The 17613-nt window shown below is 69.7% G+C and carries 14 protein-coding genes; 5 read left to right on the top strand and 9 right to left on the bottom strand.

Annotated features, from left to right (window positions below; genetic code table 11):
• Positions 1-39: 39 nt before the first annotated feature.
• The 4 genes from MicroSTF_RS10595 to MicroSTF_RS10580 all read right to left on the bottom strand — a co-directional run bounded on the left by MicroSTF_RS10595 (position 40) and on the right by MicroSTF_RS10580 (position 4791).
• Complete coding sequence (locus tag MicroSTF_RS10595) at positions 40-1056, bottom strand: substrate-binding domain-containing protein (RefSeq protein ID WP_416338487.1); 1017 nt, start codon at positions 1054-1056, stop codon at positions 40-42.
• 113 nt (positions 1057-1169) lie between these two features.
• Positions 1170-2177 carry an ABC transporter permease gene (locus MicroSTF_RS10590; RefSeq protein WP_322955445.1) on the bottom strand — a complete coding sequence of 336 codons (1008 nt, stop codon included), beginning with the start codon at positions 2175-2177 and terminating at the stop codon, positions 1170-1172.
• Positions 2174-3748 (bottom strand): sugar ABC transporter ATP-binding protein, encoded by a 1575-nt coding sequence (locus MicroSTF_RS10585; protein ID WP_081859627.1) that lies wholly within the window; start codon positions 3746-3748, stop codon positions 2174-2176. The genes MicroSTF_RS10590 and MicroSTF_RS10585 overlap by 4 nt, the downstream gene beginning before the upstream one ends.
• Positions 3745-4791 (bottom strand): NAD(P)-dependent alcohol dehydrogenase, encoded by a 1047-nt coding sequence (locus MicroSTF_RS10580; RefSeq protein ID WP_292766291.1) that lies wholly within the window; start codon positions 4789-4791, stop codon positions 3745-3747. Before MicroSTF_RS10580 ends, MicroSTF_RS10585 begins: the two co-directional genes overlap by 4 nt.
• A 158-nt stretch (positions 4792-4949) precedes the next feature.
• Here MicroSTF_RS10580 and MicroSTF_RS10575 point away from each other — a divergent pair, with 158 nt between their 5' ends.
• Entirely contained in the window at positions 4950-5882 is a 933-nt protein-coding gene (locus MicroSTF_RS10575) for a sugar-binding transcriptional regulator (protein WP_322955441.1), read from the top strand.
• 19 nt (positions 5883-5901) lie between these two features.
• On the opposite strand, the gene MicroSTF_RS10570 is transcribed toward MicroSTF_RS10575, so the two are convergent.
• Both MicroSTF_RS10570 and MicroSTF_RS10565 read right to left on the bottom strand, forming a co-directional pair.
• Positions 5902-7350 (bottom strand): rhamnulokinase, encoded by a 1449-nt coding sequence (locus MicroSTF_RS10570; protein ID WP_322955439.1) that lies wholly within the window; start codon positions 7348-7350, stop codon positions 5902-5904.
• Positions 7351-7391: 41 nt separating this feature from the next.
• Positions 7392-8177: an SDR family NAD(P)-dependent oxidoreductase gene (locus tag MicroSTF_RS10565; RefSeq protein ID WP_021201651.1), complete on the bottom strand. Its 786-nt coding sequence runs from the start codon at positions 8175-8177 to the stop codon at positions 7392-7394.
• Between the two features lie 117 nt (positions 8178-8294).
• Here MicroSTF_RS10565 and MicroSTF_RS10560 point away from each other — a divergent pair, with 117 nt between their 5' ends.
• The 3 genes from MicroSTF_RS10560 to MicroSTF_RS10550 all read left to right on the top strand — a co-directional run bounded on the left by MicroSTF_RS10560 (position 8295) and on the right by MicroSTF_RS10550 (position 12618).
• The gene (locus tag MicroSTF_RS10560) at positions 8295-9056 is read left to right on the top strand and encodes a DeoR/GlpR family DNA-binding transcription regulator (protein ID WP_297557645.1); all 762 of its coding nucleotides are present in this window, start codon (positions 8295-8297) and stop codon (positions 9054-9056) included.
• Between the two features lie 119 nt (positions 9057-9175).
• Positions 9176-11212: a bifunctional aldolase/short-chain dehydrogenase gene (locus MicroSTF_RS10555; protein WP_322955435.1), complete on the top strand. Its 2037-nt coding sequence runs from the start codon at positions 9176-9178 to the stop codon at positions 11210-11212.
• Complete coding sequence (locus MicroSTF_RS10550; RefSeq protein WP_322955433.1) at positions 11209-12618, top strand: rhamnulokinase family protein; 1410 nt, start codon at positions 11209-11211, stop codon at positions 12616-12618. The genes MicroSTF_RS10555 and MicroSTF_RS10550 overlap by 4 nt, the downstream gene beginning before the upstream one ends.
• A 26-nt stretch (positions 12619-12644) precedes the next feature.
• Here the strand turns inward: MicroSTF_RS10550 and MicroSTF_RS10545 are convergent, their stop codons facing one another.
• Complete coding sequence (locus tag MicroSTF_RS10545) at positions 12645-14201, bottom strand: serine hydrolase domain-containing protein (RefSeq protein WP_029259378.1); 1557 nt, start codon at positions 14199-14201, stop codon at positions 12645-12647.
• Between the two features lie 159 nt (positions 14202-14360).
• On the opposite strand from MicroSTF_RS10545, the gene MicroSTF_RS10540 reads away from it, so the two are divergent.
• Positions 14361-14840 carry a hypothetical protein gene (locus MicroSTF_RS10540; protein ID WP_322955431.1) on the top strand — a complete coding sequence of 160 codons (480 nt, stop codon included), beginning with the start codon at positions 14361-14363 and terminating at the stop codon, positions 14838-14840.
• Here MicroSTF_RS10540 and MicroSTF_RS10535 read toward each other — a convergent pair.
• On the bottom strand, positions 14806-15729 hold the full coding sequence (locus MicroSTF_RS10535) for a DUF1295 domain-containing protein (RefSeq protein ID WP_322955430.1): 924 nt from the start codon (positions 15727-15729) through the stop codon (positions 14806-14808). The two genes, MicroSTF_RS10540 and MicroSTF_RS10535, sit on opposite strands and share 35 nt — an antisense overlap.
• Positions 15730-15746: 17 nt before the next feature.
• The gene (locus MicroSTF_RS10530; RefSeq protein ID WP_322955428.1) at positions 15747-17573 is read right to left on the bottom strand and encodes an AMP-dependent synthetase/ligase; all 1827 of its coding nucleotides are present in this window, start codon (positions 17571-17573) and stop codon (positions 15747-15749) included.
• Positions 17574-17613 lie beyond the last annotated feature (40 nt).

Genomic DNA, 17613 nt, shown 5'->3' with positions numbered 1-17613 from the left:
CGAAGACGCCGAAGCACCCTCGCGGCTCGGGTGCGGCCGTCACTCCGACTGGCCGGTGAGACCCTCGTAAGCGATGTTGCCGCTCTTGAGGTTCTTGTTGGTCATCTCGCTGAGGTTCTTCAGGAACGCGTCGCGCTCGGTGACCACGTGGCCGATCGCCTCGTCGACGTTGTCCTTCGTGATCGCGGGCATCAGGTAGACCGGGTTCTCCTTGACGTCCTCTCCGCGCACGATGGCCGCGGCGTAGGCCACGCCGGCCGACAGCTCGACCGTGCCGTTCTGCAGCGAGGTGCCGATGAAGTCGCCGTTCTTCACGGCTTCGAGCCCGTCGGCGATGCCGTCGATGCCGACGATCGGCACATCCGTCATCCCGGCTTCCTTGAGCGCCTGCAAAGCGCCGAGCCCCATGTCATCGTTCTGCGCGATCACGCCGTCGATGTCGTCGCCGAAGGCCGAGATCCAGTTGCTGACCTTGTTGACGGCCTCGTCGCGCTTCCAGTTCGCGGTGTCCTTGGCGAGCACCTTCACGTCGGGGTTCTCGGCGAGCACGTTGTCGATGCCCTTGCCGCGGTTGATCTCGCCCGAGCCTCCGAGTGGACCCTGGAGGATGATGACGTTGCCCTTCCCGCCGAGGGCTTCCATCATCATCTGCGCTTCCTGCTCGCCCGCCGCCACGTCGTCGGGCTGCACCGAGCCGGTGAGGTCGTCGCTGTTGAGCGAGGCGTTGACGTCGAAGAAGGGGATGTCGGCAGCCTTCGCGGCGGCGATCTGCGGCTGCAGCGAGTCGGCTTGCACCGGGATGACCACGATCGCGTCGACACCGGCGGTGACGTACTGGTCGACCTGGGTCGCCTGGGTGTTGACGTCGAGCCCTGCGGAGTTCCACAGGATCTCGATGTTGTTCTCCTCGGCGTAGCGCTCGATGCCCTCCTTGCCCTCGGTGACGAACGACGACATGTCGTAGACGCTCACACCGATGGTGATGCGCTCCTGGCCGCTGTCGTCTCCGCTGCCGGCACTCGCGTTCGGGTCGCCCGCGCCGCATCCGGCGAGCATCAGCGCGGCGACGGAGGTGACGGCGAAAGCCGCGGCGATGCGGCTCTTCTTGGTGAACATGGGATTCCTCTCGTTGGATGGTGCGATGAAGCAGGGTTCTTCGTCGTGATCGGTCAGCGGCTTCGTCGTCGGGTCGCCCACACGTCCACGGCGACCGCCGCGACGATGAGCACCCCCTTGATGACCTTCTGCCAGTAGGCGGGCACGGTCAGGATGTCGAGGCCGTTGTTGAGGGTCTGGATGAGGAGCAGTCCGAGGGCGGTCCCCCAGATCGAGCCGCGGCCGCCGAGCAGGCTCGCGCCGCCGATCACGACCGCCGCGATCGCGTCGAGCTCGTAGCCGACGCCGAGGTTCGGAGCGCCGAGCGTGACACGGCTGGCGAGCATGACGCCCGAGATGCCGGCGAGCATGCCGGAGATGGCATACACGCTGAAGATGGTGCGGCCGACGTTGATGCCCGCGATGCCGGCGGCGATCGGGTTGCCGCCGATCGCGTAGACCCGCATACCCCAGGCGGTGCGGCGCATGATGACCGCGAGTCCCAGGATGCCGACGATCATCAGGATGACCGGCAGGGTGAGCCCGCCGAACTGGGCGTTGGCGATGCGGGAGAAGTCAGCCGGCAGACCGGTGATGGGGGCGCCGTTGCCCGCGACGTAGGCGACACCGGACGCGAGGGTGAGCATGCCGAGCGTCGCGATGAAGGGTGGCACCTTGATCACCGACACCACGAAGCCGTTGATGGCCCCGGCGATGAACCCCACCACGACTCCGGCGACGATCGCGAGCCAGATCTGATCCGGGAACGCCTTCGCGGTGAGGCTGCCGAACACGGCCGCTGCGGCGATCACGCTGCCGACCGAGAGGTCGATGCCACCGGTGAGGATCACGAGCGTCTGCCCGAGGGCGATCAGGGCGAACGGTGCCGCCGCGACCAGGATCGTCTGCAGGTTGTCGACCGTGCCGAAGCGCGCGCTGCGGTAGAGGAAGAAGGCGATGATGAGCACCATCACGATCACCATCGCGTAGCGGATCGCGAGGTCGCCGAACCAGGTCGGGCTGAAGCGCTTCACTTCCGACTCGGGCACGAAGGTCGGCGCGGCGGTGCGGGTGTCGGTCATTGGTCGTCCTTTGCGGAAGGTGCGTCGGAGATGTCGAGTCCGCTCGCGAGTCGGAAGATGCGGTCCTGCACGTCGGGTTGCTGGAGGGCGGTGCGGTCGAGCTCCGCCACCACGCCGCCGTCCTTGAGCACGAGAGCGCGGTGCGACAGGGCGAGGATCTCCGGCATGTCGCTCGACGCCATCACCACGGCCATGCCCGAGGCGGCGAGGTCGGTGATGATGCGGTAGATCTCGCTGCGGGCGCCGATGTCGACGCCGCGGGTGGGTTCGTCGAGCAGCAGCACTTTCACCTCGCCGGTGAGCCAGCGCGCGAGCACCACCTTCTGCTGGTTGCCGCCCGAGAGCGTCTCCATCAGCTGCCCGAGACCACGGCTGCGCAGGCGCACGGAGCTCATCACCTCGGAGACGGCGTCCACGCGGCTGCGGCCCTTGAGCCATCCGGCGACCGAGAACTGGTTCATGCGCGGCAGGGTCGCGTTGGCGAGGATGTCCATGCTGAGCACGGCTCCCGCGCCCTTGCGGTCCTCAGGGACCAAGGCCATGCCGGCGGTGATCGCGTCGGCGGGGCGTCCGCGACGCACGCGAGCGCCTCCGACGGCGATCTCACCCGCAGTCGCGGAGCGCACGCCGAACAGCGCCTCGATCAGCTCGGTGCGTCCGGCACCGACGAGCCCCGCGAGCCCCACGATCTCACCGCGGCGCACCTGCAGGTCGACCGGCTGCGGGGCCGGTGTGTACTCGAGCCCGCGCACCGAGAGGGCGATGTCGTCGGAAGCCGGCGGCAGGTCGGGGAACAGGTCTTCGAGCTCGCGGCCGATCATCGCGGTCACGATGTCGTCGTCGCTGAGTTCTGAGAGCGGTGCATCCGCGACGAGGCCGCCGTCGCGGAGCACCACGACCCGGTCGGCGATCGCGCGGATCTCCTCCATCTTGTGCGTCGTGAAGAGGATCGCGACGCCGCGGTCGCGCAGCATGCGCATGCTCTCGATCAGGCGGGCGACCTCGCGCTCGGCGATCGCGCTGGTCGGTTCGTCCAGCAGCAGCACCCGCGCGCCGGTGCTGGTCGCCTTGACGATCTCGACGATCTGCCGCAGTCCCACCGGCAGCGATCCCATCCGGGCTCCGGGATCGATGTCGACGCCGAACTCGGCGAGCATCTGCCGGGCCTCCCTGGCCATGCGGCGGCGGTCGACCAGCCCGAACCGGTTGCGCAGCTCCCGCCCCACGAAGATGTTCTCGTACACCGTGGTGTCGAGGATCGAGGCCAGTTCCTGCGGCACGATGGCGATGCCGCGCTGGTGGGCGTCGCGCGCGGATCCCGCGGTGAGCTCCTCGCCGCGCACGAGCACACGACCGGCATCGGCCTTCATCTGGCCGGAGGCGATCTTCATGAGAGTCGACTTGCCGGCACCGTTCTCGCCCGCGAGCGCCGTCACGGTGCCCGGCACGAGGTGCAGCCCCACGCCCTTGAGCACGGGCACTCCGCCGAACGCCTTGCGGATGTCGATGCACGCGAGCATGTCGGGCTGCTCGTCGAGGGTGATGTTCCCCGTGCGCTCGAGGTCGGTCATGATTCCCTCGCGTGCTCGCGGTCAGGACGCACGATGCTCTTCAGGGTCGAGGGGTGCGAGGCGGAATCGAGAGCCTCGCGCACCTCGGCGAGGCCGAACGACCCGGTGACCAGCGCATCGAGGTCGACGGCGCCGGACGCGACCAGCTCGATCGCCGTGGGCCAGGTGTTCGCGTAGCGGAAGATGCCGGTGACGATCAGCTCGCGGTTCTGGATCGTGGAGACGGGGAGGGCGATCTCGTCGGCGCCCATGCCGACGAGCACGGCGATGCCGCCGGGCTTCAGTGCCGAGATGCCCTGCTTCACGGCGACGGGGGATCCCGAGGCGTCGACGAAGGCGTCGTATCCCGAGCCGAGCGGTCCGGCCGCCGGGTCGACGGCGGCGGTCGCGCCGAACCGGAGGGCGACCTCGCGACGCTCGGCCATCGGGTCGCTGATCACGATCTCGGTGGCACCGAATGCGCGTGCGGTCTGCGCGGTGACGATGCCGATGGGCCCCGCCCCGGTGATGAGCACGCGGCTCCCGGGTCGCACACCGGCCTTCTGCACGGCCGCGATGGCGACGGACAGCGGCTCCATGAGCGCTGCGGCGTCGTCGCTCACGGAATCGGGAACGGTGTAGGCGAAGTCGCCCTGGATCGCGACGTACTCCGCGAAGGCGCCGTCGATCGGCGGGGTGGCGTAGAACTCGATCCGTGGGCAGAGGTTGTAGCGCCCGCTGCGGCAGAACTCGCACACCCGGCAGGGGTGCTGCGGTTCGATCGAGACGCGCTCGCCGACGCGGGCGTCGTCGATGTCGGCCCCGACCGCGACGATCGTGCCGCCGGCTTCGTGGCCGAGGACGAGCGGCTCCTCCACGACGAAGTCGCCGATGCGCCCCTCGTGGAAGTAGTGGACGTCGGAGCCGCAGATGCCGACCGCGTTCACCCGCACGATCACCTGATCGGCGGACGGGATCGGCACGGGGCGGGTCGCCACCGTGAGCTCGCCGGCGCGCACCAGCACGCTCGCACGCATGGTCGTGGGCAGTTCAGTGCGCTTCATCGGGCTCCTCGTGGTGCGGGTGCAATCGTGGGGTCGTGATTGCTCGACCGACATTAGCCATGCATGACGGATGAGACAACTGGCCGCTCATATGAGCGCAGAAGGAGAAACCGGGATATGCTGAACCGACCTGACACGACGCGAGACGAAGAGGCGACATGGGACCCGATGAACTGGTGCGGATCTCGCACGTCGCGCGCCGGCACTACCTGGACGGGCGGACGAAGATCGAGATCGCCGACGAACTCGGCCTCTCCCGTTTCAAGATCGCGCGGATGCTGGAGGATGCGCTCGAGCAGGGGCTGGTGAAGATCACGATCGAGGCACCGGACTCCCTCGATCTCGACCTGTCCATGCAGCTGCGCGCCCGCTTCGGGCTGACGCGCGCTCTCGCGGTGCTCACTCCCGGCACCACGCCTGACCTCATTCAGGATCGGCTCGGGCGCGCAGCTGCCGACCTGCTCAGCGAGATCGTCACCGAGGGCGACGTGCTGGGGCTCACGGCCGGACGCACCCTGACCGCGATGGCCGGACACCTGCGCACCTTAGCGACGTGCGAGGTGGTGCAGCTCGCCGGCGTCGCCGCCCCCACGCCCGAGAACGGCGTCGAGGTGATCCGCCAGGTGAGCCGTATCTCCGGGGGACGCTCCCGCGCGATCTTCGCCCCGTTGCTGGTCGAGACCGCCGCCACCGCCTCGGCCCTGCGTCGCGAGCCCGGCATCATGGAGACCTTCCGCCGCTTCGACTCGGTGACCAAGGCCGTCGTCGCGATCGGTTCCTGGAGCCCGCCCGACTCGCAGCTGTACGACAATGCCGGGCGCGCGGGCGCGCTCGACGAGCTGCTCGCGGCGGGGGTGAAGGCCGAGATCTGCGCGACGCTCATCGACGAGAACGGTGCCGTCGTGGGGTCGGTGGCCGAGCGGTCTCTCGCGGTATCCACCGAGCAGCTGCGCCGTATCCCCGAGGTGATCGCGGTCGCGGGCGGAACCTCGAAGACGGGTGCCGTCGCTGCCGCCCTGCGGTCAGGGATCGTCGACTCCCTGGTGACCGACGCCGCTCTCGCCCGGCGCCTGCTCGAGACCGCGGTCTGAGCAGGACCGACCTGCCCGCTCAGCGGCGGACGGGCTCGTAGCGCCGCAGCTCGGTGGAGGCGCGCACCACGCGGCGCAGATCGCCGAGACCTCCGTGCACCGCGCTGTGCGCGCGGGCCTGCACCAGGATGTTGCCCATCGACGTGGCCTCCGACGGCCCCGCGACCACGGCGCGCCCCGAGCGGTCGGCGACGGCCTGCGCCAGGATCGACGACTCGGAGCCGCCGCCGACCAGGTGGATCACCCGCACGTCCACACCCGAGAGCGCCGCTGCTTCGTCGACCTGTCGGGCCACGAACGCCCCGAGACTCTCCAGCACCAGCCGCACCACGGCGGCGCGGTCGGTGGGCATGCGTCCGCCGGCCTCGGCGACGAGTTCCGCGATGCGCGCGGTCATCTGCCCGGGGCGCAGCAGGCGAGGGTCTCCGGTGTCGATCGGCACCCCGGTGCTCGGGGCGGCGTCGGCACGGGCCAGCAGCTCGCGACGGGCGGCGGTGCTGCGCGCTCCCCAGCCGTCGAGCCCCCATTCCCGCATGCACTCGTTGATGATCCAGAGCCCGGCGGCGATCCGGAGGAACCGCACGGTGCCGTCGAGGCCGAGCTCGTTCGTGAAACCCGCCTCGCGGGCCCGGTCGCTCGTGATGAGGCGATCGACCTCGACACCCGTGAGGATCCACGTGCCGCACGACACGAAGGCGAAGTCCTCGTCGCGCGCGGGGACGGCGATCACGGCGCTGGCGGTGTCGTGCGAGGCGACGGCGGTGATGTCGGTGGCATCCCCGGGCGCCAGGATGCCGCCAGCCACACGCCCGGTCACGGTGCCGGGCGCGACGATCTCGGGGAAGATCCGCGCCGGCAGGCCCAGCGCGTCGATCCGGCCGGCATCCCAGCCGGCACCGCGGGGGAGGGCGAGGCCGGTGCTGGAGACGTTCGTCGCCTCGGCGACCTCTTCGGCGCCGAGCCAGTGCGCGAGCAGATCGGGCATCAGCAGCATCCGCTGCACGGTGTCGAGGCGCCCGGCCTCCCGGTCGGCCATCAGCTGGTAGATCGTCATGATCGGGAGGGCGGTGACCCCGGTGTCTCGAAAGGCATCGGCGGCGGGGAGGATCGCGTCGACGAGGGGGAAGCTGCGGTCGGTGCGGGCATCGCGCTGGTGGAAGGGAGCATCGAGCAGGCCGTCGTAGGCGAGCAGCCCGTAGTCTCCCGACCAGGCGTCCACGCCGACGCTGGCGAAGGCGGGTCCTTCGCGGCGAAGCGCCGCGAGACCGGCGACCGCGTCGCGGCACAGCCGCTGGGCATCCCACCGCAGTCCGAGCTCGTCCGTGAACGCGCGGTTGCGGAACCGGTGCACCCCGTCGATCCGCAGCCGATCCCCGTCGACGGTCGCGCTCACGACGCGACCGCTGGACCCTCCGAGGTCGACGGCGGCAGCTCGGAAGGTCGCCGAGCCGAGGGGCAGTTCGGGCATGTCCCTCAGCCTAGGGTCCGGGCTTCCCGTCCGGCGGCCTCTCACACGCTGGTGTAACCACCGTCGATGAGGATGCTCTGCCCGATGACGTAGCTCGACCGCTCGCTCGCGAGGTAGACCAGGAGGTCGCCGAGCTCTTCGGGCTCCCCCATCCGCCCGGCGGGGATGCGCCGCACCCACTCGTCGGCCATCTCGGGGTTCTCCGCCACGAAGTCCCTGGTCATGTCGCTGGCGAAGTATCCCGGGGCGATCGCGTTGACGCGGATGCCGTGCGGCCACCACTCGATCGCCGCGCTCTTGGTGAACATCGACACCGCGGCTTTCGACGTGTTGTAGACCGCTTGGGTCTGCGGGATGTTCACCGCGAACGCCGACATCGACGACACGTTGACCACGCTGGCCGGGTTTCCTCGTGCGGCCTCGACGTGCCGACGCGCGAACTCACGGCTCGTGACGAATGTGCCGGTGACGTTGACGTCGAGCACCCGCCGCCAGTCCGCTGGCGTGGTGTCGAGGAGGGGCGTGCCCAGCGTGATGCCCGCGCTGTTGACGAGCACGTCGGCCACGCCCAACTGCGCGGCGACGGCGTCGAAGGCAGCCGCGACGGAGGCGTCGGAGGTGACGTCGACGCTGACGCCGATGCCACGCCGCCCCGTCTCGGACTGCAGGGCGTCGGCGGCATCGGCGACGGTGTCGAGGCGGTCGAGGAGGGCGACATCGGCGCCGGCGGTCGCCAGTGCCTCGGCCATGGCGTAACCGAGGCCCCGCGCCCCGCCCGTGACGACGGCGATGCGGCCGAGAAGAGGTTCCGTGGTGTTTCCGAGCATGAGCAGAGCCTAGCGGCGGCGCTCACCTCACGACACCAGCCGCTCATATGAGCGCAAAGAGCGAGGGTCGATGATCGGGGGATCGGCCCCGGCGTGCACACCGGATAGATTCCTCCCATGGCTCTTTCCGGCAATCTCGAGGCGCAACGACGTCGAGACGAACTCGTCGAACTCGCGAACGGCCCGCAGGGCGTGATGATCGAGGCCGCTGCCGAACTGTTCGCGGTGTCGTCGATGACGATCCGACGCGACCTGCTCGAGCTGGAGGCGGAGGGCCGAGTACGTCGGGTGCGAGGTGGGGCGACCGCCGCCCCCAGAGCGCGCCCGTTCGATGCGCGCCGGGCCATCAGGGCGAGCGCGAAGAGGACGATCGCCGAGAAGGCGCTGCGACTCGTCCCGGCTCGTGGCAGCATCGCGCTCGACGCGTCGTCGACCGTCAACATGCTCGCCTCGGTGATCGGTCCGCGCGCCGGGCTCACGGCGTACACGAACTCCTTCGAGTCGTTCCAGGTGCTGCATCCGCTCGACGGCGTGACGGCGGTGATCTCCGGTGGCACCGCGGAGCCCACCACGGGCAGTCTCGTCGGCCCGATCGCCAGCCGGAGCATGCGTTCGGTCTACTTCGATACCTTCTTCTCCTCGGCCGACGCGCTCGACGGCGCCGACGGCACGTCCGAGGTCTCGGTGGACGAAGCCGAGCTGAAGCAGGCGATGGCCGCGAACGCCGGCACCACGGTGGTGTGCATCGACTCCAGCAAGCTCGGGCGCCGGTCGGTGGCCCGCGCGCTCGAGCGCGACGAGATCTCGGTGCTGATCACCGAGCTCGATCCCGGCGACGAGCGGTTGGATGCCTTCCGGGATATCGCCGACATCCTCTGAATCTCCCAGACGCCCTCGCCAGACACCCTTTCTCCAGGACGTCAGTTCGTGTTATCTTTCACAAGAAGTAACAGCACGAGTGCACACGGTCGTGTGCATCGCCCCTGTCTTGGAGAGTCATGACCAACGCCACCGCCGCCGCTCTGATCGCCCGGTCGAACCGCCTCGGCGCCGACCCGAAGAACACCAACTACGCCGGAGGAAACACCTCGGCCAAGGGCACCGAGACCGATCCCGTCACGGGCCAGCCGGTCGAGCTGATGTGGGTCAAGGGCTCTGGCGGCGACCTCGGCACCCTGACCGAGAGCGGTCTCGCCGTGCTGCGCCTCGACCGCATGCGCGCGCTCGTCGACGTGTACCCCGGACTTGACCGCGAAGACGAGATGGTCGCCGCCTTCGACTACTGCCTGCACGGCAAGGGGGGTGCCGCCCCGTCGATCGACACCGCCATGCACGGCCTGGTCGACGCCGCGCACGTCGACCACCTGCATCCCGATTCGGGCATCGCGATCGCCACCGCGGCAGACGGCGAAGCGCTGACCACGAAGATCTTCGGCGAGAAGGTCGTCTGGGTGCCGTGGCGTCGTCCCGGCTTCCAGCTCGGACTCGACATCGCCGAGATCAAGAAGCAGCACCCTCAGGCGATCGGCTGCATCCTCGGTGGACACGGCATCACCGCGTGGGCCGACACGTCGGAGGAGGTCGAGGCGAACTCCCTCTGGATCATCGACACCGCGGCCGCCTACATCGCCGAGCACGGCAAGGCCGACCCGTTCGGCGGCGTCCGCCCGGGCTTCGAGGCCCTCCCCGCGTCCGAGCGCCGTGAGCGCGCTGCGGCCCTCGCCGGCACCATCCGGGGCATCGCCTCGACCGACAAGCCGATGGTCGGACACTTCACCGACGCCGACGTCGTCCTCGACTTCCTGGCATCGGAACAGGCGCCCGCCCTCGCCGCGCTCGGCACCAGCTGCCCCGACCACTTCCTGCGCACCAAGGTGAAGCCGCTGATCCTCGACCTGCCGGCCACGGCGTCTGCCGAGGAGCAGATCGCGCGCCTGCACGAGCTGCACGAGCAGTACCGCACCGACTACCAGGCGTACTACGACGCGCACGCGACGGCCACGTCTCCTGCCATCCGCGGCGCCGACCCGCTCATCGTGCTGATCCCCGGTGTCGGCATGTTCTCCTACGGTGCGAACAAGCAGACCGCCCGCGTCGCCGGCGAGTTCTACGTCAACGCGATCAACGTGATGCGCGGCGCCGAGGCCCTGTCGACCTATTCGCCGATCTCCGACGCCGAGAAGTTCGACATCGAGTACTGGGCGCTGGAGGAGGCCAAGCTGCAGCGCATGCCGAAGCCGAAGTCGCACCAGGGCCGTATCGCCTTCGTCACCGGCGCCGCATCCGGCATCGGCAAGGCCATCGCGACCCGCCTCGCGGCCGAGGGCGCCTGTGTCGTCGTCGCCGACCTCGACGCTTCGAAGGCGCAGGCCGCTGCCGCCGAGCTCGGCAACACCGATGTCGCGATCGGCATCGCGGCAAACGTCGCCGACGCCGAGGCCGTGCAGGCCGCCCTGAACGAGGCGGTGCTCGCGTTCGGCGGTGTCGACCTCGTGGTCAACAACGCCGGGCTCTCGCTCTCGAAGCCGCTGCTCGAGACCACCGAGAAGGACTGGGATCTGCAGCACGACGTGATGGCCAAGGGATCGTTCCTCGTGTCCAAGGCCGCCGCCCGCGTTCTCATCGACCAGAAGCTCGGGGGTGACATCATCTACATCTCATCCAAGAACTCGGTCTTCGCCGGCCCCAACAACATCGCCTACTCCGCCACCAAGGCCGACCAGGCGCACCAGGTGCGGCTGCTCGCGGTCGAGCTCGGCGAGTACGGTATCCGTGTGAACGGCATCAACCCCGACGGCGTGGTCCGCGGCTCCGGCATCTTCGCCTCGGGCTGGGGCGCGAACCGTGCCGCGACCTACGGCGTCGCCGAAGAAGACCTCGGTCAGTACTACGCGAACCGCACGATCCTCAAGCGCGAGGTCGTGCCCGAGAACGTCGCCGACGCCGTCTACGTGCTGACCGGCCCCGAGCTCAGCCGCACCACGGGTCTGCACATCCCCGTCGACTCCGGCGTCGCCGCGGCGTTCCTGCGATGAGCGTGCGCGCGGTCGCGGCCGTCGATCTCGGGGCGACCAGCGGCCGTGTGATGATCGGGCGGATCGGGGAGGGGAGGCTCGAGCTCGAGCTCGTGTCGCGCTTCCCGAACGGCCCTGTCGAGCGCGACGACGGTCTGCACTGGGACTTCTCGGCCCTGTACGAGCACGTCGTGGCGGGTCTGGCTGAGGCGGTACGGCGCGAACCGGCGATCGAGAGCATCGGGATCGATTCCTGGGCCGTCGACTACGGGCTGCTCGCGGACGGCGCTCTTCTCGCCGAGCCGTTCCACTACCGCGATTCCCGCACCGCCCGGGGCGTCGCAGAGGTGCACGACATCGTTCCTTTCGCCGATCTCTACGCCCGCGACGGACTGCAGTTCCTGCCTTTCAACACCCTGTACCAGTACCGGGTCGACGAGCGGATCGCGGACGCGGACGTGGCGCTGCTCATCCCCGACCTGATCGCGTTCCTGCTCACGGGCGTCAGCGCGGCGGAGCGGACGAATGCCTCCACGACGGGGTTGCTCGGAGTGGACGACGGGGAGTGGGACACCGATCTCGCATCGCGCATCGGCATCCCGTCGCGCATCCTCCCTCCGCTCATCGACCCCGGCGCGGTGATCGGGTCGCTGCGTCCGGATCTCGCCGCCCGGATCGGCGCCGACATCCCGGTGATCGCGGTCGGTTCGCACGACACCGCCTCGGCAGTGGTCGCCGTGCCGATGACGTCGCCTTCCGCCGCGTACATCTCGTGCGGCACGTGGGGTCTCGTCGGACTGGAGCTGACCGAACCCGTGCTGACGGATGCCGCGCGCGAGGCGAACTTCACCCACGAGCTCGGCGTCGATGGTCGATACCGCTTTCTGCACAACGTCACCGGTCTGTGGCTGCTGAGCGAGAGCGTGCGGGCGTGGGAGGGGGAGGACGGCGCGTCGATCGATCTGGCGGAGCTGCTCGCTGCGGCAGCCGCGGTCTCGGATGGGGTGCCGCTGTTCGATGCGAACGATCCTTCGCTCAGCGCGCCCGGCGACATGCCCGCCCGCATCGCCGCGCTGATCCAGGCGGACGGGGCCTCTGTTCCGACGAGCCGTGCGGCGTTCGCGCGCAGCATCGTGGAGAGCATCGCGGCGGCCTTCGCCGCGACCGTGCGGACGGCATCCGCCCTCTCGGGCCGCGAGGTCGACGTGATCCACCTCGTCGGGGGCGGCTCGCTCAACGCGCTCCTCTGCCAGGCCACCGCCGATCGCTCCGGGCTCCCGGTGCTGGCCGGTCCCGTCGAGGCGACCGCTCTCGGCAACGTGCTCGTGCAGGCGCGTGCCCTGGGCGCTGCTGCTGCCGACCTGGAGGGGCTGCGCGCGCTCGTCGCGGCGACACACCCGGTGCGCCGATTCGATCCGCGAGGCTGACGCGACGTCGGGAACGCGGCCGCGGCTCAGAGCACGCGCGTGTTCGGCAGCGAGCTCACGGTCGGTCGGGCGTAGGCGCGGCGCCGGGCGGAGATGTCGGTCGGTCGTGCGGCACGCGGAACGCTCCGCTCCACGGCGATCACCTCGAACTCCTGGATCTGTGCGGGGCGCACCGGGGTGAGGTGGATCATGCAGATCAGCTCGCCGCGTTCGGCGGGGATCGACCAGGTGATGTCCGCCGGGGTCGCCGCGGAGACGACCTCGGGCGCGCCGCGGTCGCGGAGCAGCGGGCCCACCTGGGCGATGAGCTCGTCGATCGCAGCTCGGCGCTGGGAGAGCGGGCGGTCGAAGTCGATGTTGTCGGCGAAGATCGCGGCGGCCGTACCGTCGTCCCAGGAGCGGATCAGCTCGTCGGCGGCGGACATCAGCCGATGCGTCTCCGGCCACGGCTGCACGGTGCGGGCGGGGGTGTCGTGGAAGGCGAGGGCGCGGAACAGGGCGTCCTCCGACAGGGCGACCGGGTTGCTCCGGTGGCTGTTGGTGAACACGACGACGCCCTTCCCGGATCCTGCGTGCCACACCATGTTCAGGATGAATCCCGGAAGGCCGCCGCTGTGCGTGACGATGCGTCCGCGGTGCAGGTCTTCGCGCACGAAGAGTCCGAGCGCGTAGCCCCCGGTGACGAACTTCCAGGTGCCTTCGGGGCGTGCCTGGAGCGACGGGATGTCGACCTGATGGATGCGCTGCAGTTCGCGCCGTGACGCCCGGCTGACGACGGCATCGTCACCGCTCGCGGGTGTCGACGCGGGTTGTGTGGCGGCGGCGAGGAAGCGCACCCAGATGCTGAGGTCGTTGATCGTCGACTGCATGCCGCCGGCTGCGGCCATGGCATCGGACACGGCGGGAGGGAACCCCACCCAGTCGCCGTCGGTGTTCAGCGAGTAGCCGACCGCTCGGCGGAATCCCTCTTCCGGTGCGCGGTTGTCGAACCAGGTGCTGTTCATCCCGAGCGGATGCAGGATCTCGTCGGTGACCCAGTCCTCCACGCGTCGGCTCACGGCTTTGCCTACGGCGAGACCGGCCATCGTGAAGCCGATGTTCGAGTACTCGAAGGCGCTTCCCGGATGGGTGCTGTAGTTGAAGCCGGGTCTGATCCGTTCGACCAGCTCCGCCTCGGAGAGGCCCAGGAACGGGTCGACCCACGAGTTGTCCTCGGTGAGTCCGCCGCCCATGCTGAGCAGCTGCCGCAGCGTCGGGGCGGCAGCCGGTTCGTCACCCACCGTGCCGTGCCACTCCGGATAGAAGTCGGTGATGGGGGCTTCCAGGTCGAGGAGCCCGCGGTCTCGGGCGAGCAGGGCGCCGAGTGCGACGAAGCTCTTGGTCATCGAGGCGATCGGGAAGACCGTGTCGGCGTCAGGGGCGGTGCCGTCGTCGTCGGCGGTCCCGAACCCCCGGGTGTGCTCCAGTCCGTCGGTGCCGACGAGTCCGTACACGAGCCCCGGCGACTGACCCGCAGCCGTGTACTGACCGAAGAATGCGTCGAGCTGGTCGACGAGCGGCACGACCAGGGTTTCGCTGGACATGGAGACTCCTTTGTTCGGGCGTGCTCTCGCGGCGGGTGCTCTCAAGCAGAACGCCGGTTCGTCTCCACACTCTCGTGCCGGGCGGGCGAAGTCATGTCCGCGGGCACCGAGTGTCGGGGCCCGATGTGTGCGGGCAGACGAAGTCGGTAGCCTTCGAGCGTGGGATTCTCACCGCTCGGGCTGATCGTGAGCATCGTCGTGCTCGCTCCCAATCTCCTGCTGCTGTGGTTCCCTCCGCGCGGGCGGAACGTGCTCGTGCGCGCGCCGCGACCCCTCGAAGGCGTCGAACGGGCGGGGCAGGCGCTGTGCCTCGTCGTGCCGGCGATCACGGTCCCCGGCGCGATCATCTGGTGGTGGGTGCTTCCTGCCGCTGTCGCGCTTGCGACCTACGACGTGCTGTGGTGTCGGTACCTCGTCGAGGGCCGCGAGCAGACTCTGCTCTACGCCTCGCTCTGGCGCGTTCCGGTGACGATGGCGGTCATGCCGGTGGTCGTGTTCCTCTGCGCTGCGGGGTGGCTGAGCAATCCATGGATCGCGCTCGCCGCGGTCGTCCTCGCTGCCGGTCACATCCCCGTCGCGCTCCTCACCCGCCGCGCGATCCGGTCTACGCCGCCGTCTCCTGCACCGCCCCCCGCGTGAGCTTCGGGATCAACACCGGCGTGTTCTCGCGGTAGGCGATGTAGTCGGCGCGATCGCCCCACTTCTTCTCGGCGCGCGCTTCCAGCAGCGGGACGCCGCTGACCCGGGTGAGCAGCAGGATCACGAACAGCGGCGAGAGCAGCGCGATCCACTGCCATCCGACGAGCACGGGGGCGGCGGTGAGGAACACGCCCACCCAGATCACGATCTCGCCGAAGTAGTTCGGGTGGCGCGACCGCGACCACAGTCCCGTGCGGATGAACTCGTCCCGGTTGCGCGGGTCTGCACGGAATGCCGACTTCTGCGCGTCGGCGACGATCTCGACCACCATGCCGAGAACCCACACGACGATCCCGACGACGGTCAGCCATCCGATGGGTGCGCGGGTGGCGGAGTCCGCACTGATCGCGATCCATGCCGCGGCCGCGGTCAGCGACACCCACGCGCCCTGGATGATCCACACCTGCAGGAACCGCAATGGGGAGCCCTTGATCTGGTCGAAGCGTCCGTCCGAGCCGGCCTTGTGCACGCGCAGGGCCAGGAAGGATCCGAGGCGCACCGCCCACAGCATCACCATCCCCGCGAGGATCCAGCTGCGCGCGTCGGGCTGTGGCGTCAGCAGGACCAGCGCCGCAGAGATCGCGAAGAAGGTGAGGCTGCCGGTGAGGTCGAAGAATCGCTCGGTCTGCAGGAGCATCGCCGGGATGAACGCGATGACCTGGATCGCGAACGCGGCGGCGACGGCCAGGGCGAACAGCGGGATGCCGCCGATCGTCGCGCCGTTCTGGCTGCCGGCGACCGCGACGAGCGCGCCGATCACGAGGGCCGCGAGGATCGCGATGACCGAGGAGCGGGATGACTTGGCGTCGGAGGGCGTGGGGGAGGACATGGCGTGCTTTCTGTTTCTCAGAGGTACAGGTCTTCGACGGTGACGGCCGCGCGATCCAGCACGACGCTCCGCTTGAGCTTCATGGTGGGTGTGACGAGCCCGCGGTCGTCGAGGTCGGCGAAGACCACGCTGAACCGGCGGACCTGCTCGCTACGCGCCACGAGTGCGTTGGCGGCGTCGACGGCGCGCTGCAGGTGAGCGCGCAGCGTCGGGTCGTCCACCGTGCGGATGTCGGATGGCGTCCTCGAGCTGACGCTGACCCCCTCGGAATCGGCCCATTCCGCGGCCTGTTCCGGGTCGAGCACGAGCAGCGCCGAGAGGTACGGCTTCCCCTCGCCGACCATCACCGCATGCGAGACGAGTGGATGAGCTTCGACCGCGCTCTCCCAGCGGGTCGGCACGATCGTCTTGCCGTTCGAGGTCACGATCACGTCTTTGAGCCGCCCTTCGAGGATCAGCCGGCCCTGCGCATCGAGACGACCGAGGTCGCCGGTGCGGAAGAAGCCGTCGACGAAGGCGCCGTCGTCGTGAGCCGGGTTGCGGTAGCCGTCGAACACGCCGATGCCGCGAGCGAGCACCTCGCCCTCGTCGCTGATGCGCACCGTGAGTCCGGGGAGGGGCGCGCCGACGCTGCCCGAGGCGATGCGTCCCGGCAGGTTGCCGGTGAGCGGTGCAGTGGTCTCGGTGAGCCCGTAGCCCTCGATCACGGGGACCCCGATGCCGCGGAAGAAGAGCGAGAGGTCGGTGTCGAGGGCCGCTCCGCCCGAGAGGATGTAGCCGACGCGCCCGCCCATCACGGCACGCAGACGCCGGTAGAAGAGGGCGTCGAAGAGGCGGTGACGCACGTGGAGGCCGCGGTCCCTCGCGACGCGTCTGCCGGCATCGACCCGCTCGGCGCGGCGACCCCAGGCGATCGCCGTCGATTCGGCCTTCGCCCAGACTCCCGCCAGTCCTTTGTCGGCGGCCTTGCCCGCGGCGGCCGCCTGGATCTTCTGCAGCACTCGCGGCACGACGACCAGGAACGTCGGGCGCAGCGTGTCGAGGGTGGCGACGACCGTCGAGGGGTCGGAGAGGTGCGCGATGCGCATGCCGCTGGCCAGGCAGATCAGCTGGAGGCCGCGTGCCAGCACGTGCGCGAGCGGGAGGAAGATGACGGTGTTGCCGTCTTCGTTCACGATCTCGCTGTACGCCGCGGCGATGTTCAGCACCTGACCGAGGAAGTTCCGATGGGTGAGGACCACTCCCTTGGGCTCACCCGTGGTGCCCGAGGTGTAGACGATCGTCGCGGGGTCGTCCTGAGTGGCGGTCGTCCTGCGGGCCTCGAGCTCCTCATCGGTGACGCCGCTGCCGCTCGCGACCAGCGCGGCGAGGGCGGCGGATGTCCCGGCATCCATCGTCCAGGCCCCGATCGTGTCGGAGTCCGACACCGCCAGTGCGTCCTGCAGGAGTGCCGCGTGCTCGGCGGTACCGCCGATCGCCAGGCGCACACCGGCATCGGCGACGATGGCATCCACCTGCGATGGCGACGACGTGTCGTAGATCGGCACGACGACGGCGCCGGCGAACCAGGCGGCGAGGTCGGCGACGGCCCATTCGTAGCGCGTCGGCGCCATGATCGCGATCGGGTCGCCCGCCCGGATGCCCTGGGCCATGAAGCCCTTCGCCAGCGCGCGCACCTCGGTTTCGAAGGCGCGCGTCGTGATCGGCCGCCACGACCCGGAGCGCGCGTCCTCGACCTCGAAGGCGACGTGATCCGGAGCCGAGGCGGCGCGCGCCACGAGCAGGTCGGTGACGTTGCGGTAGCCGTCGAGCGCGGCGAGCGGCGGTGTCGTCGATTCGATCATCGGGGCTTCTCTCGGTCGTGCATACGGTGCGGAGGGCGCA

It is taken from the genome of Microbacterium sp. STF-2 (genome assembly GCF_034650155.1).
Lineage (GTDB): Bacteria > Actinomycetota > Actinomycetes > Actinomycetales > Microbacteriaceae > Microbacterium > Microbacterium maritypicum_A.
Note: the sequence above shows the minus strand (reverse complement) of the source record. Positions and strands in the feature narration are given on the sequence as shown.

Excerpts from the sequence above, each read along its gene's own strand:
- MicroSTF_RS10580 (WP_292766291.1), bottom strand. The coding sequence starts at position 4,791 with ATGAAGCGCACTGAACTGCCCACGACCATGCGTGCGAGCGTGCTGGTG.
- MicroSTF_RS10570 (WP_322955439.1), bottom strand. The coding sequence starts at position 7,350 with ATGCCCGAACTGCCCCTCGGCTCGGCGACCTTCCGAGCTGCCGCCGTC.
- MicroSTF_RS10590 (WP_322955445.1), bottom strand. The coding sequence starts at position 2,177 with ATGACCGACACCCGCACCGCCGCGCCGACCTTCGTGCCCGAGTCGGAA.
- MicroSTF_RS10585 (WP_081859627.1), bottom strand. The coding sequence starts at position 3,748 with ATGACCGACCTCGAGCGCACGGGGAACATCACCCTCGACGAGCAGCCC.
- MicroSTF_RS10550 (WP_322955433.1), top strand. The coding sequence starts at position 11,209 with ATGAGCGTGCGCGCGGTCGCGGCCGTCGATCTCGGGGCGACCAGCGGC.
- MicroSTF_RS10560 (WP_297557645.1), top strand. The coding sequence starts at position 8,295 with ATGGCTCTTTCCGGCAATCTCGAGGCGCAACGACGTCGAGACGAACTC.
- MicroSTF_RS10575 (WP_322955441.1), top strand. The coding sequence starts at position 4,950 with ATGGGACCCGATGAACTGGTGCGGATCTCGCACGTCGCGCGCCGGCAC.
- MicroSTF_RS10565 (WP_021201651.1), bottom strand. The coding sequence starts at position 8,177 with ATGCTCGGAAACACCACGGAACCTCTTCTCGGCCGCATCGCCGTCGTC.
- MicroSTF_RS10530 (WP_322955428.1), bottom strand. The coding sequence starts at position 17,573 with ATGATCGAATCGACGACACCGCCGCTCGCCGCGCTCGACGGCTACCGC.
- MicroSTF_RS10595 (WP_416338487.1), bottom strand. The coding sequence starts at position 1,056 with ATGCTCGCCGGATGCGGCGCGGGCGACCCGAACGCGAGTGCCGGCAGC.
- MicroSTF_RS10555 (WP_322955435.1), top strand. The coding sequence starts at position 9,176 with ATGACCAACGCCACCGCCGCCGCTCTGATCGCCCGGTCGAACCGCCTC.
- MicroSTF_RS10545 (WP_029259378.1), bottom strand. The coding sequence starts at position 14,201 with ATGTCCAGCGAAACCCTGGTCGTGCCGCTCGTCGACCAGCTCGACGCA.
- MicroSTF_RS10535 (WP_322955430.1), bottom strand. The coding sequence starts at position 15,729 with ATGTCCTCCCCCACGCCCTCCGACGCCAAGTCATCCCGCTCCTCGGTC.